Here is a 22,382-nt window from a genome sequence, read left to right on the forward strand (position 1 = left end):
TTATCTCACCAGCCGAACAGCACCAGGTGGATCGCGCCGACGCCGAGCCCGAGTGCCGCGCCGTGCAGGTAGAGCAGCCAGGCGTCCTGCTCCACCGAGGCGTAGAACATCTCCATGAACTCGCCCGGGCTCATCAGCACCAGCTTGCGCGCGGCGTACTCGTCGATCTTCTTCGCCTGCTCGTGGGCGAACTCCGCGTCCTCTACCAGCGTCGGCGCCAGCCCCACCGCCGCGCCCGCCGCGGTGACCTTGAGGTTGTCGAACTGCCTGCGCCCGAACGCCGCGCGCACCACCGAGGTGGTGCGGCCGAGCTGCCGGTTGATCTCCTCGGCGATCAGCCGCTCCAGCAGCTGCCTGGTCTTGTCGCCGTTCGGGCCGTCCAACAGCTCCGCGGAGAGATTCGGCAGGGTGAGCACCTGGTAGGCCAGGATGTGCGCGAGGTCGACGGCGGCCTGCGGCTGCCGTTTGGCCAGCAGCGCCTGCCGCCACAGGTACTTGTAGCGCGGCTGCGGCTCGCCCGGTTCGAAGACCATCTTCACCGCGATCATGTTCACCACCACGCCGATCACCGCCGAGGCGAGCAGCACCACCGCCCAGGCCGGGATCGCGCTGATCACCGGCAGCGTGCGGTGCAGGTGCAGGTAGAGCGCGAGCAGCAGCCCGAAGGGCGCGCCGAGCAGCCCGATCTTCACCATGAAGCGCAGCTCCGGCGCGGCGATGGTGGTGGTCAGGTCCTTGAGGATGGTCGGGTTCTGGCGCAGGTAGCGGATGACGAAGCTCTTGATGTCGATGAGCTGGTCGACATTGTCGCCGAGCGATTCGAAGGCGCGCCTGCACAGCGCGGGCAGCTCCCGGTCCACCCGCTGGTAGAGCAGCTGCCGGACGGCGCGCGGGAGGCTGCGCCAGAGCTCCGGGTTCTCCCGCTCCATCAGCTCGTCGACCAGCGGCTCGACCTGCTCGCGGGCCAGCACCGCGATGTAGTCGGCGATACCGTCCAGGTCCAGCTCGCGGATGAAGTCCCTGGGGCTGCCGATCCGCAGGATCGCCATGTCCACGCAGATGCTGGCCATCTTCTCCGCGCGGGCCGGGATGAAGCCCTGGAAGCCGAGCTGCTTGCCGTCGCCGGAGAAGGTCGGCAGCACCTGCACCCGGCGCGGGAAGTACGGGTAGAGCACCGAGAGCCCGGGAATCCGCACCCCGCGGAACTGCAGCGGCCAGAACAGCATGAGCACGCCGGTCCAGTTCGTCAGCCACCCGGCCAGCCCGGCGAAGATCGGGAAGGTGATCAGCTCGACCACGAACTTCGACTGCCCGGTGAGTTCTTCCCAGTCGATGAAGAGCCCGGAGGCGAGAGCAGTCACGGCGCGCGGTCCCCCTCGGTCCTGCCGGGTGGTGAGATGTCAGGGTCCCAACATTCTCATTGCGCTCGAACCGGTGTCAACGCGCCACGACAGCGCAGCAGAAGGAGGATCCCCGTGCCGATTCAGACCGTCGATATCGCCACCCCGGATGGCACCGCGGACGCGCTGTTCGTCCATCCGGGCAGCGGCGAGCACCCCGGTGTGCTGCTCTTCCCCGATGCCTTCGGCCCGCGCCCGGCGCTCGCCGAGATCGCCGAGGCCGTCTCCGCCCGCGGCTACGCCGTGCTGGTGCCGAACCTCTTCTACCGGGCCGGGCGGGCGCCGGTGGTCGAGCTGCCCACGGTCGTCGATCCCGGCAACCGGCACCAGATCTTCGACCGCATCCGCCCGCTCATGCAGCAGCTCACCCCCGAGCTCGCGCTCCGCGACGCGGGCGCCTACCTGGACTGGCTGGCCGCCGCGCCCGAGGTGACGGCGGGCCCGGTCGGGCTCACCGGCTACTGCGTGGGCGCCGCACTGATGCTGCGCACCGCCGCCGCCTACCCGGAGCGGGTCGCCGCAGGCGCCGGGTTCCACGGCGGCAACCTGGCGAGCGACGCCGCCGACAGCCCGCACCTGGGCGTAGAGCGGATCACCGCCGAGCTGTACTTCGGCCACGCCGACAACGACGCCTCGCTACCGCCGGAGCAGATCGACCGGCTGAACACGGCGCTGGACTCGGCCCGGGTTCGGTACCGGGCCGAGGTCTACACCGGCGCCGCGCACGGCTTCACCCAGCGCGACCTGGCCAGTTACGACGCCGAGGCGGACGCGCGGCACCTGCGCGAACTCGGCGCGCTGCTCGAGCGCGCGCTGAGCTGAGTTCGGCTCACGGCGAATTCAACTACTGACCACACCCGGTTCTGTCGGGAGTCTGGAGCAAACGCCCCGCACACTCCCGACAGAGCCAGGATCTCCCCGTGTCCCGTGAACTGCACCTCGCCGGCTTCCTCATCGCCTCCCACGTCACCCACTCGCACGCCGCCTGGCGCCACCCCGCCTCCGAGACCGATTACCTCGGCCCCGACTACTACCGCCGGGTGGCGCGGACGCTGGAGCGCGGCAAGTTCGACTTCCTCTTCTGGGCCGACCTGCTGGCCACCCCCGTGCGCTACGGCAATGACATCCGGGTGCCGCTGAGCAGCGGCACCCAGGCCTCGGCCACCATCGACCCGGCGCTGGTCGCGGCCAGCCTGGTGCACGCCACCGAGAAGCTGGGGCTGGCGATCACCAAGTCCACCACCTACTTCCACCCCTACGAGGTGGCCCGGATCTTCGGCACCCTCGACCACCTCTCCCGCGGCCGCGCCGGGTGGAACGTGGTGACCTCGCTGAACCAGGCCGAGGCGCAGAACTTCGGCATCGACGACCACCTCGGCCACGACGAGCGCTACGAGCGCGCGCACGAGTTCCTCGAGGTCGCCTACAAGCTCTGGGACAGCTGGGAGCGCGACGCCCTGGTCCAGGACAAGACCTCCGGCCGCTTCGCCGACCCGGACAAGGTGCGCACCGTCGACCACGACGGCACCTGGTTCCGTAGCCGCGGCCCGCTCACCGTGCCGCACTCGCCGCAGAGCCGCCCGGTGATCATCCAGGCGGGCTCCTCCCCGATCGGCAAGGATTTCGCCGCCCGCTGGGCCGAGGCGATCTTCGAGATCGACCCGACGAAGGAGGGCCGCAGGGCGTACTACGACGACGTGAAGTCGCGGGCCTCGAACTTCGGCCGCAACCCCGACGAACTGCTGATCTTTCCGTCCTTCGTGCCGTTCGTCGGCGAGACCGAGTCCATCGCGCGGGAGAAGCAGGCGTACCACAACGAGCTCGCCGACCCGATCTCCGGCCTGATCACGCTCTCGGTCCACACCGACCACGACTTCTCGCAGTACGACCTGGACGCCCCCATCGAGGACGTGGTCGTCCCCGGTACCCAGGGCCTCTTCGACGTGGCCCGCCGCCTCAGCGTCCGCGACGACCTCACCCTGCGCGATATCGGCAAGCTCTACGCCCAGGGCGTCCTGCTCCCCCAGTTCGTCGGCACCGCCGAGCAGATCGCCGACCAGATCGAGGAGGGGTTCCGCGGCGGCGAGGCCGACGGCTACATCCTCTCCGCCGCCCAGGCGCCAGGCACCTTCCACGACTTCGTCGACTACGTCGTCCCCGAGCTCCAGCGCCGCGGGCTCTTCCGCACCGACTACACCGGCAGCACCCTGCGCGACCATCTCGGGCTGAGTGCCGCGAGCCTGAAGCCGGTGGCGCGGAAGCAGGGCGTCGGGGTCTGACCGCCGCTCCGGTCGGAGCGGATAGCTCCCTGGCGGTCGCGTTCTCCGGTTCACCCTCGGCGAACATCGGATCGGTCTGGAACAAAGGTCCGGCCCCCTGGGTTGAGTGGGCATAGCTCAACTTTCAGAAGGGTCGATATCGTGACTACACCTCGGAACCTGCCGGTGCTGTTCCTGACCGATCCGATCGTGCTGCCGGGCATGGTCGTGCCCATCGAATTGGACGAATCGGCGCAGGCGGCGATCGATGCCGCGCGCGCCGCGAAGGAAGGCCAGGTGCTGGTGGCGCCGCGGCTGGACGAGGGGTACGCGACGTACGGCGTCGTCGCCACCGTCGAACAGGTCGGCAGGCTGCGCGGGGGCGCGCCGGCCGCGGTGCTGAAGGCCGAGCGCCGCGCCCGGATCGGGCACGGGGTGACCGGGCCCGGCGCCGCGCTCTGGGTGGAGGCCGAGCCGGTCGACATCCCGCCCGCCGACGGCCGCACCAGGGAACTGGCCGAGGAGTACAAGAAGCTCGTGGTCTCGGTGCTGCGGCGGCGCGAGGCCTGGCAGATCATCGACGCGGTGAACCAGCTGGCCGAGCCCTCCGAGATCGCCGACACCGCCGGCTACGCCTCCTACCTGACCGGCGAGCAGAAGCGCGAGCTGCTGGAGACCCCGGACACCGTGGCCCGGCTGACCAGGCTCATCGAGTGGACCCGCGCGCACATCGCCGAGGCCGAGGTCACCGAGAAGATCGGTGACGAGGTCAGGGAGAACATGGAGAAGACGCAGCGGGAGTTCCTGCTGCGCCAGCAGCTCAACGCCATCCGCAAGGAGCTGGGCGAGGACGAGCCCGACGGCGCGGACGACTACCGCACCCGGGTCGAGCGCGCCGAGCTTCCCGACGAGGTGCGCGAGGCCGCGCTGCGCGAGGTCGGCAGGCTGGAGCGGGCAGGTGACCAGAGTCCGGAGTCGGGCTGGATCCGCACCTGGCTGGATACCGTGCTCGACCTGCCGTGGACCGAGCGCACCACGGACAACACCGACGTCACCGCGGCTCGCGCGGTGCTCGACGCCGACCACCACGGCCTGGACGAGGTCAAGGACCGGATGGTCGAGTACCTGGCGGTGCGCGCCAGGCGCGCCGCGCGCGGGCTGGAGGTGGTCGGCGGCCGCGGCTCCGGCGCGGTGCTGGTGCTGGTCGGCCCGCCCGGCGTCGGCAAGACCTCGCTGGGCGAGTCGGTGGCGCGGGCGCTCGGCCGCAGGTTCGTCCGGGTCGCGCTGGGCGGCGTCCGGGACGAGGCGGAGATCCGCGGGCACCGGCGCACCTACGTGGGCGCGCTGCCCGGCCGGATCGTGCGCGCCATGAAGGAGGCCGGGTCGATGAACCCGGTGGTGCTGCTCGACGAGATCGACAAGGTCGGCTCGGACTACCGGGGCGACCCGGCGGCCGCGCTGCTCGAGGTGCTCGACCCCGCGCAGAACCACACCTTCCGCGACCACTACCTGGACCTGGACCTCGACCTCTCGGACGTGCTCTTCGTCGCGACGGCCAACGTCATGGAGACCATCCCCGGCCCGCTGCTCGACCGCATGGAGCTGATCACGGTCGACGGCTACACCGAGGACGACAAGGTCGCCATCGCGCGCGACTTCCTGGTCCCCCGGCAGCTGGAGCGCAATGCGCTGACCGCCGACGAGGTGACCGTCACCGAGCCGGCGCTGCGCGAGATGGCGGCGAACTACACCCGCGAGGCCGGCGTCCGCCAGCTGGAGCGGCTGATCGCGAAGGGGCTGCGCAAGGCGGCCACCAAGCTCTCGGCCGACGGCTCCGGGCCGCTGACCATCGGCCTCGACGAACTGAAGGAGTACCTGGGCAGGCCGCGCTTCACCCCGGACTCCATGGAGCGCACCTCGGTGCCCGGCGTCGCGACCGGGCTCGCGGTAACCGGCGCGGGCGGCGACGTGCTCTACATCGAGGCCAACGCGGCCGATGGCGAGCGCTCGCTCACCCTCACCGGGCAGCTCGGCGACGTCATGAAGGAATCGGCGCAGATCGCGCTCACCTACGTGCGCTCGCACCTGGCCGAGATCGGGCTCGAGCCCGCGGTGCTCGACCGCGATATCCACATCCACTTCCCGGCGGGCGCGGTGCCGAAGGACGGCCCGTCGGCCGGCGTCACCATGGTGACGGCGCTGGTCTCGCTCGCGCTCGGCCGGAATGTGCGCGGTGACGTCGGGATGACCGGCGAGGTGACGCTGAATGGGCGGGTGCTGCCGATCGGCGGCGTGAAGCAGAAGTTGCTCGCCGCGCAGCGGGCCGGGCTGAAGACGGTCTTCATCCCGGCGCGCAACGAGCCGGACCTGGACGAGGTGCCCGCCGACGTGCTCGAGGCGCTGGATGTGCGCCCGGTCGCGGATGTGGCGGAGATCCTCGGCTACGCCATCGAGCCGGTCGCCGAACCGGCGCTGGACGGCCGGGCCTACGCCGCCACCGCCTGACGCCGGAAAGGCCGGGCCACCCCCCGTGGCCCGGCCTTTCGGTACCCGCCGGTCAGCACAGTGGTGCCGATGAGGTGCGCGAACGGCCGGCGGTCCAGCCTCTCGCGGGCGGAGGTGGCCGGGTGGTAAGACGAAGCGGTGGCCCGATGGCTGTTGCACGTCGACCTCGATCAGTTCCAGGCGGCGGTGGAGTTCCGCCGCCACCCGGAGCTGCGCGGCCTGCCGGTGATCGTCGGCGGCAACGGCGATCCGGAGGAGCCGCGCAAGGTGGTCACCTGCGCCTCGTACCCGGCGCGGGCCTTCGGCGTGCGGGCCGGGATGGCGCTGCGCAGCGCCAAGCGCAAGTGCCCCGACGGCGTCTTCCTCGCGCTCGACCCCGCCGCCTACGACGAGGCATCCGACGAGGTCATGGCGGTGCTGCGCGGCTTCCCCGGCCGGGTCGAGGTCTGGGGCTGGGACGAGGCCTTCCTGGCCGCCGACACCGACGACCCGGAGGCGCTCGCCGCCGCCATCCGCGCCGCCGTCGCGGAACTCGAGCTGAGCTGCTCGATCGGGATCGGCGACAACAAGCTCACCGCCAAGCTCGCCACCGGCTTCGCCAAGTCGATCGGCAAGGCGTCGGCGGCCAACCCCGGCGCCGAGCCCGAGCACCGGGCCGGGGCCGCGACCGGCACCTTCCGGCTCACCGCGGCGAACTGGGTCGAGGTCATGGGACAGCGGCCGACCGACGCGCTGTGGGGCGTCGGCCGCCGGATCGCGGCCCGCATGGCCGCGCTCGGCATCCACACGGTGGCCGATCTCATGGCCGCCGACCGGCAGCGGCTGGCCGCCGAGTTCGGCCCGAATACCGGCCCCTACCTGTGGGTGCTCGGCAATGGCAGGGGCGACACCGAGGTGAGCACCGAGCCGAGGGCCGCGGTGGGGCGCAGCCGCTCCGAGACCTTCCGCACCGACCTGACCGACCGCGCGGAGATCCGCTCCCAGGTCGCGCGGCTCGCCACCGGGCTGGCCGAGGAGCTGGCGGCGGCGGGGCGGGTGAGCACCAGGGTCTCGGTCACCGTGCGGACCAGCACCTTCTTCACCCGCAGCAAGCAGCGCAAACTCGCGGAGCCGAGCGCCGATATCGCGCTCATCGCGGAGACCGCGGTCGCGGTGCTGGACCGGTTCGAGCTGGACCGCCCGGTCCGGCTGCTCGGCGTGCGCCTGGAACTCGTTCCCGAGTGAGCCCCTCGTATGCTTCCGCCATGACCTTCTCGGCGATGGTGGCCAGCGCTTCGGACGGTGCGATCGTCCTCTCTCGCGAGGAGGTCGGCGACGACTTCCTCGGGGCGGGCGAGGTGACGATCGAGGTGCACTACTCGAGCGCCAATTACAAGGACGCCCTTGCCATCACGCCGCGCGGCGGGGTGGTGCGGCAGTACCCGATCGTGCCCGGCATCGACCTGGCGGGCGAGGTCGTCGCCTCCGACGACGAGGCCTTCGCCCCCGGCGACCAGGTGCTCGCGCACGGCTACGAGCTCGGTGTCTCGCGCAACGGCGGCTTCGCCGAGCTGGCTCGGGTGCCCGCCGACTGGGTGGTGAAGCTGGACGGGCTGAGCACCCGGGACGCCGCCGCCATCGGCACCGCCGGATTCACCGCCGCGCTCAGCGTGCGCGCCCTGCTCGAGCACGGCCTCACCCCCGACGACGGCGCTGTGCTGGTGACCGGCGCGACCGGCGGGGTCGGCGGCATCGCCATCGATATCCTCTCCGGGCTCGGCTTCGAGGTCGTCGCCTCCACCGGCAAGACCGATGCCGACGACCTGCTCGCCGAGCTCGGCGCCAACGCGGTGATCGGCAGGCTGCCCGAGGATCCGGAGGCCGAGCGGCGGCCGCTCACCTCGGCCCGCTGGGCCGGTGCGGTGGACAGCGTCGGCGGCGCCTCGCTGGCCTACATTCTGAGCGCCATCGGGTACGGCGGCGCGGTCGCGGCCAGCGGGGTCACCGGCGGGCCCGGGGTGCCGACCACCGTCATGCCCTTCATCCTGCGCGCCGTCTCGCTGCTCGGCATCGACTCGGTGAACCTGCCCATCGAGCACCGCAGGGAGCTGTGGGCCCAGCTCGGGGGCGACCTCCGCCCCCGGCACCTCACCGCCCTCACCACCGTCGCCCCCATCACCGACGCCGAACAAGTGCTCCGCTCGATCCAAGACGGATCCCACCGCGGCCGCACAATATTCGCGGTCGCAGGCGAGTTCTGAGCCGACCGCGCCACCCCCGGGGTGAGTCTTACGAACCCCCGTTCGCGACTTCACAGGGCCGCGAACACGCCCGCCGGAGGCGGGCCAGAAGACCCAGCGAATTGGGTGTGGTAGAGCTCGGCGTAGCGGCCACCGGCGGCCAGCAGCTGCTGGTGGGTTCCGCGTTCGACGACCCGCCCGTGCTCGAGCACCACGATCTCGTCGGCGGCGCGAATGGTGGAGAGCCGGTGCGCGATCACGATGGCGGTGCGCCCCTCCAGCGCCTCGGTCAGCGCCTCCTGGACGGCCGCCTCCGAGGTGGAGTCCAGCGAGGCGGTGGCCTCGTCGAGCACCACCACCCGCGGCTGCTTGAGCAGCAGCCTGGCGATGGTGAGCCGCTGCCGCTCACCGCCGGAGAGCCGGTACCCGCGCTCGCCGACCACCGTGTCCAGCCGATCCGGCAGTGATTCCACCAGGTCGCGCAGCCGGGCGCGGGTGAGCGCGTCCCACAGCTCGGCCTCGCTCGCCGCAGGCCGGGCCAGCAGCAGGTTGGCCCGGATGGTCTCGTGGAAGAGGTGCCCGTCCTGGGTCACCAGCCCGACCGTCTCCCGGATCGAGGCGGTGCTCAGCTCCCTGATGTCCACCCCGTTCAGCCGGACGGCGCCGGAATCCACGTCGTAGAGCCGCGATACCAGCTGCGCGATCGTCGACTTGCCCGCCCCGGACGAGCCGACCAGCGCCACCATCCGCCCCGGCTCGGCGCGCAGCGACACCTCGTGCAGCACCGGGACGCCGCCCCTGGTGTCCAGCGTCGCCACCTCCTCCAGCGAGGCCAGCGACACCTTGTCCGCCGACGGGTACCCGAACCCGACCCCGTCCAGCTCCACCGCGACCGGCCCAGGGGGCACCGGCACCGCGCCCGGCGCGTCCTCGATGAGCGGCGTCATGTCCAGCACCTCGAAGACCCGCTCGAAGCTCACCAGCGCGGACATGATCTCCATCCGCGCGCTGGCCAGCGCGGTGAGCGGCGAGTAGAGCCGGGTCAGCAGCAGCGAGAGCGCCACCACCGCGCCCGCGTCCAGCTGCCCGCGCAGCGCGTACCAGCCGCCCAGGCCGTAGACCAGCGCCACCGCCAGCGCCGAGACCAGGGTGAGCGCGGTGACGAAGACGGTCTGCAGCATGGCCGTGCGCACCCCGATATCGCGCACCCGCCGAGCCCGCGCCGCGAACTCGACCGACTCCTGCTCCGGCCGCCCGAACAGCTTGACCAGCGTCGCCCCCGGCGCCGAGAAGCGCTCGGTCATCTGCGTGCTCATGGCGGCGTTCAGGTCGGCGGCCTCGCGCTGGATACCGGCGAGCCTGGTGCCCATGCGCCGCGCGGGCAGCACGAAGACCGGAAGCAGCACCAGCGCGAGCAGGGTGATCTGCCAGGAGATCCCGATCATCACCACCAGCGTCAGCGCGAGCGTCACCAGGTTGGTGACCACGCCGGAGAGGGTGTCGCTGAAGGCCCGCTGGGCGCCGATCACATCGTTGTTCAAGCGGCTGACCAGCGCGCCGGTCCGGGTCCGGGTGAAGAAGGCGACCGGCATCTTCTGCACGTGGTCGAAGACGGCGGTGCGCAGGTCGAGGATCAACCCCTCGCCGATCCCGGCCGACAGCCGCCGCACCACCAGCCCGAGCCCGGCATCGACCACCGCGAGCACGCCGATCACCAGCGCCAGCGTGACCACCACCCGCGCCGCGGCCCCGCCGACGATGTCGTTCACCACCCGCCCGGCGAGCACCGGCGTCGCCACCGAGATCAGCGCCGAGAGCACGCTGAACCCGAGGAACAGCGCGATGGTGCGCCGGTGCGGCGTGGCGAACCGCAGAATCCGCGCCGCCGTCGCCCGCCGGAACGGCCGCCGCTCGTCCGGCGCGTTCATCTGCCGGTACATCTGACTCCACGCCACGGATTCGATGCTCATCCGATCGCTCCTCTCCCGCTCCGGGACATTCCACCCCGGGCCACCGACACTAAGACCTCAACAAAGGTTGAGAGCAAGGGATCTCCGGCCGGGCCTACCCTGGTGCAGGTGAAAGGACGGCCGGAGGAGCCCGAACTCATCGCTCGGGCGCTCGGCGCGCGGCTGCGCGGCGAGGTGGACGGGTCGGCGCGGCGGCGGGCCGAGTACTCCTCGGACGCCTCCAACTACCGGGTGCCGCCAACGGCCGTCGTCTTCCCGCGGGACGACGCGGACGTGGCCGCCGCGCTCGCCTTCGCCGGCGAGCACGGGCTGCCGCTGACCGCGCGCGGCGCGGGTACCTCGGTGGCCGGGAACGCCGTCGGCACCGGCCTGGTCCTGGATTTCAGCAGGCACATGCACGCCATCGGAGCGATCGACCCGGACGGCCGCCGGGTCTCGGTGCAGCCGGGCGTGGTGCTGGCGCGGCTGCAGCGCGCGGCCGCCGCGCACGGCCTGCGCTTCGGCCCCGACCCCTCCACCCAGAGCCGCTGCACGCTCGGCGGCATGATCGGCAACAATGCCTGCGGGCCGCGCGCGGTCGCCTGGGGCCGCACCGCCGACAATGTGCGCACGCTGCGGATTCTGGACGGCACCGGCACGGAGCGGCTGCTCGGCACCGACCTCGCGGCGCTTCCCGGGCTCCCGGAGTTCACCCGCGCGCAGCTGGCGCTGCTCCGCACCGACCTGGGCCGCTTCGACCGCCAGGCATCGGGCTACGGGCTGGAACACCTGCTCCCCGAGCGGGGTTCGGCGGTGGCGCGCGCCTTCGTCGGCAGCGAGGGCACCTGCGGGGTGCTGCTCGACGCCACCGTCGACCTGGTTCCGCTGCCCGGCGCGACCGTGCTCAGCGTGCTCGGCTACCCCGACATGGCCGCCGCCGCCGACGATGTGGCCGCGGTGCTCGCCGTCCGGCCGACCGCGGTCGAGGGCATCGACGCCAGGCTGGTCGACGCGGTGCGCGCCGAGCGCGGCACCGTGCCGGAGCTGCCCCGCGGCGCCGCCTGGCTCTTCGTCGAGACCAGCGGCGAGACCGCCGATTCCGCCCGCGACGCCGCGGGCGAGCTCTGCCGCACCGCGGGCGCACTCGACAGCGTGATCGTCACCGACCGCGCCGCCACCGCCGCGCTCTGGCAGATCCGCGCCGACGGCGCCGGGCTCGCCGGCCGCTCCCCCGACGGCAAGCCCGCGTGGCCGGGCTGGGAGGACGCCGCCGTTCCGCCCGAGCGGCTCGGCGCCTACCTGCGCGAATTCGGCGCGCTCACCGCCGAGCACGGGGTGGACGGGCTGCTCTACGGGCACATCGGGGACGGCTGCATCCACGTCCGGCTGGACCTGCCGATCGCCGAGGCGCCGCGCCGGTTCCGCGCCTTCCTGCTCGATGCCGCCGATCTGGTGGTGCGGCACGGCGGTTCGCTCTCCGGCGAGCACGGCGACGGGCGGGCCCGCTCGGAGCTGCTCGCGCGCATGTACTCCCCCGCCGTACTCGGGGCGTTCGGCGGCTTCAAGGCGCTCTTCGACCCGCTCGACCTGCTCAATCCCGGGGTGCTGGTCGCGCCCCGGCCGATCGACGCCGACCTGCGGGTGGCCGGGCTCGCCCCGGTGCCCGCGCGCGGGGTCGCGCTGCCCGGCGACGGCGGCGACCTGGCCACGGCCGTGCACCGCTGCGTCGGGGTCGGTTCGTGCCGCGCGGATTCCGGCGGCTTCATGTGCCCCTCGTTCCGCGCCACCGCGGACGAGAAGGACAGCACCCGCGGCCGGGCCAGGGTGCTGCAGGAGGTGGTGCGCGGCACGCTCCCCCTCGCCGGTCCCGAGGTGCGGGATTCGCTCGACCTGTGCCTGGCCTGCCGCGCCTGCGCGACCGACTGCCCGGCCGGGGTGGATATGGCGACCTACAAGTCCGAGGTCCTGTACCGCCGCTACCGGGGGAGACCGCGCCCGATCGACCACTACACGCTGGGTGGGCTACCGCGCTGGCTGGCACTCGCCCGCCGCGTTCCACGGCTGGCGAACGCGCTGGCGGGAGTGGGCCCGCTGCGCCGGATCGGCCTGCGCGCGGCCGGGATCGACCCGCGCCGTCAGATCCCCCGGCTGGCCGAGCGCCGGGTCGACCGGTCGCGAGTGACCGGCGGCGCAGGCCCCGAGGTCCTGCTCTGGATCGACACCTTCACCGATGCCTTCGATCCGGCCATCGCCACCGCCGCCACCGAACTCCTGGAATCGCTCGGCTACCGCGTCCGGCTGCCCGCACGCCGGGTCTGCTGCGGCCTGACCTGGATCACCACCGGCAGGCTCGACACCGCCCGCGCCCGAATGCGCTCCACCCTCGACGAATTGGACGACCACATCCGGGCGGGCGGCCAGGTGGTCGGCCTCGAACCCTCCTGCACCGCCGCACTCCGCGCCGACCTGCCGGAACTCCTCCCGGCGGATCCGCGCGCAGCGCCGACGGCGGCCGCGGTCCGCACCCTCGCCGAATTTCTCCTGGCACAGCCGGATTGGACTCCGCCGCGCCGCGACGGCCGGACCGTCGTGGTGCAGCCGCACTGCCACCAGTACGCCACCGCGGGGTTCTCGGCAGATCGCCAAATATTAGCTGCGATGGGCGTGCGGGTTCATGAGATCAGCGGCTGCTGCGGCCTCGCCGGCAACTTCGGAATGCGGGCCGGCCATTTCGACATTTCCGTGAAAATCGCGGGAAACGGATTGCTCCCCGCACTGGACGGTGCCCCGGCGGATGCGGTACTGCTCGCCGACGGCTTCTCCTGCCGGACCCAGGCCGCGGAGCTGGCCGGCCGCGAAGCCCGCCATCTCGCCCAGTTTCTCCGGGAGGACTGAGGGCGGCGCCGGCTCCCCGCTGCGGTAGGGAGCCGGCGTCGCGGTCAGCTCCCGAAGGGGAGGGTGCCGGGCTGAATGTGGTAGCCGCTGCTACCCGCGGCAAAGCCGCCGACTGCGTCGAGCAGGAAATTGAGCAGGTTCGTGATCATCGCGGATAACCCTTCGCCACCGAGTGCCGGCAGTTTGCCGATCACGCTGATATCGGCGCGGTCACAACCGGTGTTACCACTCGTCGGGAATTCGGCCGCAGATCACAGCGCGATCACCGCGTGCCGGGGCCGGTCGCTTTGCCGAGCAGGGCGACCAGCCGCCGCACCTCGGACTCGTTCAGCGCCGTCCCCGGGAAGAAGACCTGCCGGTTGACCAGCCCGTCCAGGGTGACGACGCACAGCTCGGCGGCCGAGGTGGTCGCCTCCAGCCCGGCATCCGCCAGCCCCTGCCTGACCAGCGAGACGAAGGCGGCGCGGCCGTCGTCGAAGTGCCTGCGCAGCTCCTCGTCGGTGCGTGCCTCGGCGAGCAGGTGGTGCCTGGCGACCACCCGGTACCTGGCCGCGGGCGCGGTCATCTCGGTGATCACCGCGACGGCGACGGTGAAGAGCGCGCGCGGGTGCGGCTCCCAGAAGTGCCTGGCCGCGATCTGCATGTCCTGGGCGAAGAGCTCGTCGGCGGCCATCTGCAGCAGCCGCATGCGATTCGGCGCGTGGTAGTTGACCGATCCGGGCGGAAGTTCGGCGGCGGCGTCGACATTGCGGTGGGTCAGTTTTCGGGGGCCCTGCTCGCCGAGCACGCGCAATGCGGCCTCGGCGATTCGCGCACGCCGTTCCGCGGAATCCTGGCGTGGCCGTCGAGCGGAAACCATGATCCCGGAATTTACCCGGCGCCGTTAGTTTCCACAGATGTTGAGAGTCACCCGGCGGACCGCTATCGCGCGGCGCCTGGGTCGCGCGGGTGGCGCCGCGCCGGACCCCGCACAATGGTCGGGTGCGACGGCAGGCGGAGGTGACCAGGGGTGGCAACCGCCGCGTGCCTGCCGACGGCACCACCCGCACCCTCACCGCGGACCGCCCGTTCGACCTGGCGACCACCCTCGCCCCGCTCTCCCGCGGCACCGGCGACCCCTGCCACCGCGTCACCCCGGACGGCGCGCACTGGCACGCCTCCCGCCTCCCGACCGGCCCGGTCACCTACCGCCTCCGCCAGGCGGGCCGCACGGGCATCGAGGCGACCGCGTGGGGCCCCGGCGCCGACGAGTTCCTTACCGGCCTCGAACACATGCTCTGCCTGGACGAATGCCTCGACACCTTCACCCCGGAGCACCCCAAGATCGCCGAGGCGCACCGCAGCAACCCCGGCCTCCGCATGCTCCGCACCGGCCTGGTCTTCGAGGCGCTGGTCCCCGCGATCCTGGAGCAGAAGGTGCACACCATCTCGGCCCGCCGCTCCTGGCGCGCCCTGGTCCGCCGCTACGGCGAACCTGCCCCCGGCCCCGGCGAGCTCCTGCTCCCACCCGCCCCCGAGACCTGGCGGCACATCCCCTCGTGGGCCTACCACCAGGCCAATGTCGGCCCGCAGCGCTCGGCGACCATCGTCCGCGCCGCCCGCTCCGCCGCCGCCATCGACCGCACCGCCGCCCTCACCCCCGCCGCGGCGGCGCAGCGGCTCCGCAGCATCCCCGGCATCGGCATCTGGACCGTCGCCGAGGTCGCCCAGCGCGCCTACGGCGACCCCGACGCCCTCTCGGTCGGCGACTACCACCTCGCCGCCATCGTCGGCTGGACCCTGCTCGGCCGCCCCCTGGACGACGCGGGCATGGTCGAGTACCTGGAACCGCTACGCCCGCACCGCTACCGCGCGGTCCGGCTGCTGGAGATCAGCGGCCAGGCCCACCGCCCGAAGTTCGCACCCCGTACCCCGCTCACCGACCACTCCTGGCACTAGGAGGGCAGGGCGCGGGCGTCGAGCACGCAGCGCCCGGCCTCCACCAGCGTGCGCCGCGCCCGCCTGCGCGCCAGGCACTCGTCGACGGTGCAGTCCAGGTGCAGCTGCATGGCGGTGTGCGCCTGCTCCGGCGTGAGCGGGCCGGGGTCGGCGGCGCAGGCGTACAGAGCGGCGAGGCGCGGATCGAACTCGGCCAATGACACGGTCACCTCCGGTACGACGGGCTTCGGCACACATCCAGCACACCAGCTGTACGCCGAGTAGATGCCGGATATCCGCGCACCGGAGCGGCATTCCGCGAATTCCCAGCACAGAATCCGTCCCGAGGAGCGAAAATATCCGTTGTGGACGAAGGTCCGCGGAGCACTGCGGTGATGCGACAAGCGTGGAACGGAGTGTGCGGGGTGGCGACGAGACCGGTGCGGGCGGGGCGCGCGGAGATCTATCCGGTGCCGGAACGGGTGGCGGCGCAGCACGATTCGTCGACGCTGCCGCGCAGGCAGCTCGGCAGACACCTGCGCGAGTGGCGTACGCGGGCCGGGCTGACCATCGCCGAGGCGGCGCGGCTCATGGAGTGGGGCGCGACCACCCTGCAGCGGCTGGAGAAGGGGCAGGCGGACCGGATCCGCACCATCGACATCCGCGAGCTGTGCCGGGTATACGGCATCCCGGACGAGATCACGTTCGGGCTGCAGGGGCTGGCCAGGCAGGCCGCGGACACGCACTGGTGGCACGCCTTCGGCGAGCTCATCCCGGAGCACTTCGAGGTGTACCGCAGCGTGGAGGCCTCGGCCAGGCACCTCAGCACGTACCAGCCGGAGCTGGTCCCCGTCCTCTTCCGCACCGCGGAGTACCTGCGCGCGCTGGCAGGCGGCGCGGAGGACCGGGTGCAGCGCACGCTGCACAGGCAGAGCCTGATCACCCGCAAGGCAATGCCCGCGACGGTGGACGCGGTGCTGCACGAGTCGGTGCTGCGCCGCATGGTCGGCGGGCCGCGGGTGATGGCCGCCCAGCTGCGGCACCTGGCCGATCTCGGTACCAGGGGCAATGTCCGGGTGCGGGTGCTCCCCTTCGCGGCGGGGGCGCCGGTGGGCAGCACGGTCGCGCCGTTCACCGTGCTGGATTTCGGCGCGGACCGCAGGGGGCGGTCGATCGAGCCGCCGGTGGTGTACACCGAAGGTCTCACCGGCGGACTGTATCTGGAGTCCGAGCGCGACGTCCGGCGGTACGATGCGGCGCACGAGTGCCTGCGCGGCTCGGCGCTCGACATCCCATCCAGCCGGCACCTGCTGCGGCGGGTAGCGAAGGAGTACGCGGCATGAGTATCGGCGAGGGCGCGCAGATCGATATCGCGGGGGCGCGCTGGCAGGCAGCCTCCGGCACCGCGCCGGACAGCGAGGCCGTGGTCGAGGTGGCGTTCCTGGCCGAGGGGCACGTGGCGCTGCGCGACGGCCGCGACCCGGAGGGCTCGGTGCTGATCTTCACCCCCGGCGAGTGGGACGCCTTCACCGCGGGCGTGCTGGACGGGGAGTTCGACCCGCCGAGCTGATATCGCGGTTTGCCCGGAAAGCCGGTCGGGTACACCCTTCTTCATGGACCGTGGGTTGAAGAATTCCCCACCCCGGTACCGGACACCGCATCCCCGTTACTGGGTGGAGTGGTTGATCGTGGGACTGCTGGTGGCGGTGGCATCGGTGGGCGTCTTCGTGCTCACCGGTTCGTGGCTCTCCGCGCTGCTCGTCGGCGCGCTGGTGTGGGCGGTGGCCGTCGGGGTGGTCGCGCTGCTGTAGCGCGACCACCCCGCGCTCAGCGCCGGAAGAGCTTGTTCCCGAGCCAGACGATCGGGTCGTAGCGTCGGTCGACCACCCGCTCCTTCATCGGGATGAGCGCGTTGTCGGTGATCGCGATGTGCTCGGGGCACACCTCGGAGCAGCACTTGGTGATGTTGCAGTACCCGAGGCCGTGCTCGGACTGGGCAAGATCCCGCCGATCCGCGACGTCCAGCGGGTGCATCTCCAGCTCCGCGATCCGCATGAGGTAGCGCGGCCCGGCGAACGCCTCCTTGTTGTCCTCGTGGTCACGCACCACGTGGCAGGTGTTCTGGCAGAGGAAGCACTCGATGCACTTGCGGAACTCCTGCGAGCGCTCGACATCCACCTGCTTCATCCGGTAGTCACCCGGCTTCAGATCCGCGGGCGGCGTGAACGAGGGGATCTGCCTGGCCTTCTCGTAGTTGAACGAGACGTCGGTGACCAGGTCCTTGATCACCGGGAAGGTGCGCATCGGGGTCACCGTGATGACCTCGTCCTCGGTGAAGGTCGACATCCGGCACATGCAGAGCAGCTTGGGCCTGCCGTTCACCTCGGCCGAGCAGGAGCCGCACTTGCCCGCCTTACAGTTCCAGCGCACCGCGAGATCGGGGGCCTGGGTGGCCTGCAGCCGGTGGATGATGTCCAGCACCACCTCGCCCTCGTTCACCTGGACGGTGAAGTCCCGCAGCTCGCCGCCGTCCAGATCGCCGCGCCAGACGCGGAATTTGGCGTCGTATCCCATGTCACGCCTCGCCTTCCGGGGCAGGGCGCGCGTTCTCCGGGTGTCCCGCCAATTCGATTCCCTTGTAGTACTTCTCCAGCTCGGAGACCTCGAAGAGCGCGAGCAGGTCCGCCCGCATGGGCTCCTGGTCGGCCGGGCGCACCGCGACGCCAGGCACCGTGGCGCCGCGGTCGTCGCCGTCGAGTTCGCAGACCAGCAGGGTGTTCCGCCAGCCCGGGTCCATGCCCGGGTAGTCGTCGCGGGTGTGCCCGCCCCTGCTCTCGGTGCGCAGCAGCGCGGCCTGCGCCACGCACTCGCTCACCACCAGCATGTTCCGCAGGTCGAGCGCGAGGTGCCAGCCGGGGTTGAACTGCCGGTGCCCCTCCACGGTGACCGCGGCGTACCGCTCGCGCAGCCGCTCCAGCCGCTCCACGGCCTGGTGCAGCTCCTGCTCCGTGCGGATGATGCCGACCAGGTCGTTCATCACCTGCTGCAGATCGGTGTGCAGGGTGTAGGGGTTCTCGCCCTGCCCGGTCTCCGGCGGGTCGAACGGCGCCACCGCGGCCTGTGCGGCGGCGGCGATGTCGGCGTCGGTCACCGCCGGGCGCTGATCGCCGAGCGCGCGCACGTACTCGGCGGCGCCGAGCCCGGCCCTGCGGCCGAAGACCAGCAGGTCGGAGAGGGAATTGCCGCCAAGCCGGTTGGAGCCGTGCATGCCGCCGGAGCACTCACCCGCGGCGAAGAGCCCGGGCACGGTGGCGGCGCCGGTGTCCGGCACCACCTCGATCCCGCCCATGACGTAGTGGCAGGTCGGCCCGACCTCCATCGGCTCGGCGGTGATGTCGACGTCGGCCAGCTCCTTGAACTGGTGGTGCATCGACGGCAGCCTGCGCCGGATCTCGTCGGCGGGCAGCCGGGAGGCGATGTCCAGGTAGACGCCGCCGTTCGGGGTGCCGCGCCCGGCCTTGACCTCGGAGTTGATCGCCCTGGCGACCTCGTCGCGGGGCAGCAGGTCCGGCGTGCGGCGGGCCGAGTCGTTGTCCTTCAGCCACTGGTCGGCCTCGTCCTCGGATTCGGCGTACTGCCCCTTGAAGACCGAGGGGATGTAGTCGAACATGAAGCGCTTGCCGTCGGTGTTCTTCAGCACCCCGCCGTCGCCGCGCACCCCCTCGGTGACCAGGATGCCCTTGACGCTCGGCGGCCAGACCATGCCGGTCGGGTGGAACTGCAGGAACTCCATATTGATCAGCGAGGCGCCCGCGCGCAGGGCGAGCGCGTGGCCGTCGCCGGTGTACTCCCACGAGTTCGAGGTGACCTTGTAGGACTTGCCGACGCCGCCGGTGGCCAGCACGATCGCGGGCGCTTCGAAGAGCACGAAGCGGCCGGACTCGCGCCAGTAGCCGAAGGCGCCGGAGATCCGGTCGCCCTCCTTGAGCAGCTCGGTCACGGTGCACTCGGCGAAAACCTTGATCCGGGACTCGTAATCGCCGGTCTCGGCGAAATCCTCCTGCTGCAGCGCGACGATCCGCTGCTGCATGGTGCGGATCAGCTCCAGCCCGGTGCGGTCGCCGACGTGCGCCAGCCGCGGGTAGGTGTGGCCGCCGAAGTTGCGCTGGCTGATCCGGCCGTCCGGGGTCCGATCGAAGAGCGCGCCGTAGCTTTCCAGCTCCCAGACCCGGTCCGGTGCCTCCTGCGCGTGCAGCTCGGCCATCCGCCAGTTGTTCAGGAACTTGCCACCGCGCATCGTGTCCTTGAAGTGCGTCTGCCAATTGTCCTTGGAATTCGCATTGCCCATGGCCGCGGCGCAGCCGCCCTCGGCCATGACCGTGTGTGCCTTGCCGAACAGGGATTTGCAGACCACCGCGACGCTGTAGCCGTTCTCCCGTGCTTCGATCACCGCGCGCAGCCCGGCGCCACCCGCGCCGATGACCACCACGTCGTACTTGTGCCGTTCAACTTCTGGCATCGAGGAAAACTCCTGTATGAGGCGGTCAGTCGATGAACCGCAGGTCCGAAATCGTGCCGCTGGCCACCAACATGACGTAGAAGTCGGTGAGCACGAGCGTGCCGAGCGTGGTCCAGGCCAGGGCCATGTGCCTGGTGTTCAGCTTCGACACCTGGGTCCAGAACCAGTAGCGCACCGGGTGCGCCGAGAAATTCTTCAGCCGGCCGCCCGCGATGTGCCTGCAGGAATGGCAGGAGAGCGTGTATGCCCAGAGCAGGACGACATTCAGCAGCAGCACCAGATTGCCGAGGCCGAAACCGAATCCGCCGCTCTTGCCGTGGAAGGCGACGATCGCGTCGTAGGTATTGATCAGCGAGACCAGCAGCGCCACATAGAAGAAATAGCGGTGCGCGTTCTGGATGATCAGCGGCAGCCTGGTCTCGCCGGTGTATTTGGCGTGCGGCTCGGCGACCGCGCAGGCGGGCGGGGAGAACCACACGGCCCGGTAGTAGGCCTTGCGGTAGTAGTAGCAGGTGAGCCGGAAGCCGAGCAGGAACGGGAGCACCACGAAGCCGAGCGGGATCCACCCGGGCAGGTCGCCGAACGGCGTCCCGAAGTGGCTCGCCCCCGCCACGCACGAGGTGCTCAGGCACGGTGAGTAGAAGGGCGTCAGGTAGTGGTAGTCGGCAACGTAGTAGGCGGTGCGCACGAACGACCTGACCGTCGCGTATACGACGAACGCACCGAGGCCGAGCACGGTGATCAGCGGTGGTAGCCACCAGCGGTCGGTGCGGAGGGTGCGTGCGGAGATCCGTGCTCTGGTCGTCGTGTAGACGCCGGTGGGTGCGGCAGTCACGGTGGATGCCTCGCTGATCTGCTCTGCGGGCTCGTCGGGTTGGCCCGCGATCCGATGTGATGACGAGCACCCTACGACAGGGGCGCTATCGCTCGAGTCCGGTACCGCCATTCCTGGCGCATCCGCCCAGCAGTGATCTTCGACACAACCGCAATCGCGGCCTGATTGTCACACTCCGGTAACAGCCGCATGGTGCCCTTTTCCTGACAAATCGCCCGTTGACGTGCGGTGACGCGTGGAAATCGGCAGGAAGGGGCCACCACGATGAGAAGGGCCGCGATCGTGGCTCCGGTTCGCACCCCCGGTGGGGTCGCGGGCGGGGCGCTCTCCGGGATGCCGCCGGAATGGCTGGCGACCACGGTGCTCTCGGCGGTGATCGACCGCTCCGGGATCGACCCGCTACGCATCGAGGACGTCGCCATGGCGTGTATCGATCCGCGGAGGCCGACGGTGCCGCACCTGAGCAGGCTGGCCGCGCGCGGTGCCGGGCTGCCCTTCGCGGTGCCCGGCTTCCTCACCGATCGGCGCGGCGGCAGCGGGCTGCAGGCGGTGATCACCGCGGCCATGATGGTGCAGACCGGCGCGGCCGACGTGGTCGTGGCCGGCGGCGTCGAGTGCTCCTCCGATGCCGGAGGCGCCCAATACAACGCGGTCGGCGGTCAATATTCCCGCGACCCGGGCCACCGCGCCGACCTGGTGAACGCCGAGGAGCTGGCCAGGCACTACGGGATCGGGCGGGCCGAGGCGGACGAGTTCGCGGTGGCCAGCCACCGCAGGGCCGCGCGGGCCTGGCGACAGGGCGCCTTCGCCGCCGAGGTGGTGCCGGTCGGCGTCACCGCCGACCCGTACGCCCGCACCACGGCCGACTTCGACCCCGGCCACCGCATCGCCAGGGACGAGGGGGTGCGCGCGGATCTCACTACGCACACCCTCGCCAACCTCCGCCCCCTGCTCCCCCGTGGCGTGGTGACCAGCGCCAATATGAGCGCGCACCGGCACGGCGCCGCCGCCTGCCTGGTAGTCGCCGAGGACCGGCTGGACGAACTCGGGCTGACCCCGCTGGCCTACCTGGTCGGCTGGGCCGCCGCGGGCTGCGATTCCGATATCGCCTCGCTCGGCGCCGCTCCCGCCGTCGCGAAGGTGCTCGGCCGGAACGGCTACACCATGGACGACCTGGACCTCATCGAGGTCAGCGAGGGCTTCGCGGTCGAGGTGCTCGCGCTGGCCAGGGAGTGGGACCTGGACCCGGCGGACCGGTTGAACGTCAACGGCTCCTCGATCGCGCTCGGCAACCCGGTGGGCGCCACCGGGCTGCGCATCATGACCACGATGCTGCACGAACTCGAGCGCAGCGGCGGTCACTACGGCCTGGAGGCCATCGCGCTCGGGCACGACCACGGCATCGCGGCGCTCTTCGAGTCGGCGGTGGCGGCGCCGCCCGCCGCGCCGCCGCGCGGGGCCCGGTTCCACGGCGTGCAGCCGTCCCGGCGGGCGGGGCGGCACCGGGCCTGAGCGCGGGTCAGGGGGTGCGCGGCCGGGAGTGGAAGCCGAGCCCCTCGTCCTGCGCGCCCATCCAGGCGGACTCGTCGCTCTTGCTGTCCGGCACGTAGATGGTGTCGCGCGGCCTGCGGCCGAGTTCGGGCGGCGGCGTCTGCTCGAACTCGTCGGCGTCGATGACGAGCCGTTCGAGGTCGTTCTCCAGCCGACGGACCGGCGACGCATCGCCGTAGTGCGAGCGCAGCGCCCCGATGGAGCGCTGGAGCTGACCGACCGCGTAGCGGAGTTCCGCGATATCGCTGCGTGTCATCGTTACCTCCCAGGGTTGTTGTGGCCCACAAGATCATGTGACCCACCGCACACCGTGATCTACAACACAGTAACCGAG

General features: G+C 71.5%; 20 protein-coding genes. 11 read left to right on the forward strand and 9 right to left on the reverse strand.

Annotated features, from left to right (window positions below; translation table 11 throughout):
• Positions 1–5: 5 nt before the first annotated feature.
• On the reverse strand, positions 6–1,361 hold the full coding sequence (locus NH2_RS05200; protein ID WP_067648870.1) for a DUF445 domain-containing protein: 1,356 nt from the start codon (positions 1,359–1,361) through the stop codon (positions 6–8).
• A gap of 114 nt (positions 1,362–1,475) precedes the next feature.
• Here NH2_RS05200 and NH2_RS05205 point away from each other — a divergent pair, with 114 nt between their 5' ends.
• The 5 genes from NH2_RS05205 (at position 1,476) to NH2_RS05225 (ending at position 8,403) form a co-directional block, all read left to right on the forward strand.
• Entirely contained in the window at positions 1,476–2,222 is a 747-nt protein-coding gene (locus NH2_RS05205; protein ID WP_245650430.1) for a dienelactone hydrolase family protein, read from the forward strand.
• A 98-nt stretch (positions 2,223–2,320) separates the two neighbouring features.
• On the forward strand, positions 2,321–3,679 hold the full coding sequence (locus NH2_RS05210) for an LLM class flavin-dependent oxidoreductase (RefSeq protein ID WP_067648873.1): 1,359 nt from the start codon (positions 2,321–2,323) through the stop codon (positions 3,677–3,679).
• Positions 3,680–3,880: 201 nt separating this feature from the next.
• Positions 3,881–6,163: an endopeptidase La gene (gene lon, locus NH2_RS05215; protein ID WP_067649380.1), complete on the forward strand. Its 2,283-nt coding sequence runs from the start codon at positions 3,881–3,883 to the stop codon at positions 6,161–6,163.
• 138 nt (positions 6,164–6,301) lie between these two features.
• Positions 6,302–7,387 carry a DNA polymerase IV gene (locus tag NH2_RS05220; RefSeq protein ID WP_067648876.1) on the forward strand — a complete coding sequence of 362 codons (1,086 nt, stop codon included), beginning with the start codon at positions 6,302–6,304 and terminating at the stop codon, positions 7,385–7,387.
• A gap of 20 nt (positions 7,388–7,407) precedes the next feature.
• Positions 7,408–8,403 (forward strand): acrylyl-CoA reductase family protein, encoded by a 996-nt coding sequence (locus NH2_RS05225; RefSeq protein ID WP_067648879.1) that lies wholly within the window; start codon positions 7,408–7,410, stop codon positions 8,401–8,403.
• Between the two features lie 50 nt (positions 8,404–8,453).
• On the opposite strand, the gene NH2_RS05230 is transcribed toward NH2_RS05225, so the two are convergent.
• On the reverse strand, positions 8,454–10,352 hold the full coding sequence (locus NH2_RS05230; RefSeq protein ID WP_067648882.1) for an ABC transporter ATP-binding protein: 1,899 nt from the start codon (positions 10,350–10,352) through the stop codon (positions 8,454–8,456).
• Positions 10,353–10,460: 108 nt separating this feature from the next.
• On the opposite strand from NH2_RS05230, the gene NH2_RS05235 reads away from it, so the two are divergent.
• Positions 10,461–13,226: an FAD-binding and (Fe-S)-binding domain-containing protein gene (locus tag NH2_RS05235; protein WP_067649383.1), complete on the forward strand. Its 2,766-nt coding sequence runs from the start codon at positions 10,461–10,463 to the stop codon at positions 13,224–13,226.
• 44 nt (positions 13,227–13,270) lie between these two features.
• On the opposite strand, the gene NH2_RS28565 is transcribed toward NH2_RS05235, so the two are convergent.
• Positions 13,271–13,420 carry a hypothetical protein gene (locus NH2_RS28565; protein WP_157103602.1) on the reverse strand — a complete coding sequence of 50 codons (150 nt, stop codon included), beginning with the start codon at positions 13,418–13,420 and terminating at the stop codon, positions 13,271–13,273.
• A gap of 68 nt (positions 13,421–13,488) precedes the next feature.
• Positions 13,489–14,085 carry a TetR/AcrR family transcriptional regulator gene (locus NH2_RS05240; RefSeq protein WP_157103603.1) on the reverse strand — a complete coding sequence of 199 codons (597 nt, stop codon included), beginning with the start codon at positions 14,083–14,085 and terminating at the stop codon, positions 13,489–13,491.
• Between the two features lie 122 nt (positions 14,086–14,207).
• Between NH2_RS05240 and NH2_RS05245 the strand changes: the two genes are divergently transcribed.
• A complete protein-coding gene (locus NH2_RS05245; protein ID WP_439951735.1) occupies positions 14,208–15,164 on the forward strand; it encodes a DNA-3-methyladenine glycosylase family protein in 957 nt (318 codons plus the stop codon).
• Here NH2_RS05245 and NH2_RS05250 read toward each other — a convergent pair.
• Positions 15,161–15,373, reverse strand: coding sequence for a hypothetical protein (locus NH2_RS05250; protein WP_245650431.1), 213 nt, complete (start codon positions 15,371–15,373; stop codon positions 15,161–15,163). The two genes, NH2_RS05245 and NH2_RS05250, sit on opposite strands and share 4 nt — an antisense overlap.
• 195 nt (positions 15,374–15,568) lie before the next feature.
• Between NH2_RS05250 and NH2_RS05255 the strand changes: the two genes are divergently transcribed.
• From NH2_RS05255 to NH2_RS30085, 3 genes are all read left to right on the forward strand, one after another.
• Positions 15,569–16,486, forward strand: a complete 918-nt coding sequence (locus NH2_RS05255; RefSeq protein WP_369690026.1) for a helix-turn-helix domain-containing protein — start codon at positions 15,569–15,571, stop codon at positions 16,484–16,486.
• Entirely contained in the window at positions 16,483–16,713 is a 231-nt protein-coding gene (locus NH2_RS05260) for a DUF397 domain-containing protein (RefSeq protein WP_067648895.1), read from the forward strand. Before NH2_RS05255 ends, NH2_RS05260 begins: the two co-directional genes overlap by 4 nt.
• 118 nt (positions 16,714–16,831) lie before the next feature.
• A complete protein-coding gene (locus NH2_RS30085; RefSeq protein WP_269821755.1) occupies positions 16,832–16,954 on the forward strand; it encodes a hypothetical protein in 123 nt (40 codons plus the stop codon).
• Between the two features lie 16 nt (positions 16,955–16,970).
• Here the strand turns inward: NH2_RS30085 and NH2_RS05270 are convergent, their stop codons facing one another.
• The 3 genes from NH2_RS05270 to sdhC are packed head-to-tail and all read right to left on the reverse strand — an operon-like array spanning position 16,971 to position 20,515.
• Positions 16,971–17,717, reverse strand: coding sequence for a succinate dehydrogenase/fumarate reductase iron-sulfur subunit (locus tag NH2_RS05270; RefSeq protein ID WP_067648901.1), 747 nt, complete (start codon positions 17,715–17,717; stop codon positions 16,971–16,973).
• Between the two features lies 1 nt (position 17,718).
• Entirely contained in the window at positions 17,719–19,662 is a 1,944-nt protein-coding gene (locus NH2_RS05275; protein WP_067648904.1) for a fumarate reductase/succinate dehydrogenase flavoprotein subunit, read from the reverse strand.
• 25 nt (positions 19,663–19,687) lie between these two features.
• Complete coding sequence (sdhC, locus tag NH2_RS05280; protein ID WP_067649389.1) at positions 19,688–20,515, reverse strand: succinate dehydrogenase subunit SdhC; 828 nt, start codon at positions 20,513–20,515, stop codon at positions 19,688–19,690.
• Between the two features lie 264 nt (positions 20,516–20,779).
• On the opposite strand from sdhC, the gene NH2_RS05285 reads away from it, so the two are divergent.
• Positions 20,780–22,009 carry an acetyl-CoA C-acyltransferase gene (locus NH2_RS05285; protein WP_369690027.1) on the forward strand — a complete coding sequence of 410 codons (1,230 nt, stop codon included), beginning with the start codon at positions 20,780–20,782 and terminating at the stop codon, positions 22,007–22,009.
• A gap of 7 nt (positions 22,010–22,016) precedes the next feature.
• Here the strand turns inward: NH2_RS05285 and NH2_RS05290 are convergent, their stop codons facing one another.
• Positions 22,017–22,304: an Rv0250c family protein gene (locus NH2_RS05290; protein WP_067648910.1), complete on the reverse strand. Its 288-nt coding sequence runs from the start codon at positions 22,302–22,304 to the stop codon at positions 22,017–22,019.
• Positions 22,305–22,382 lie beyond the last annotated feature (78 nt).

The sequence above is a fragment of the Nocardia harenae NBRC 108248 genome, assembly GCF_001612885.1.
Classification (GTDB): domain Bacteria; phylum Actinomycetota; class Actinomycetes; order Mycobacteriales; family Mycobacteriaceae; genus Nocardia; species Nocardia harenae.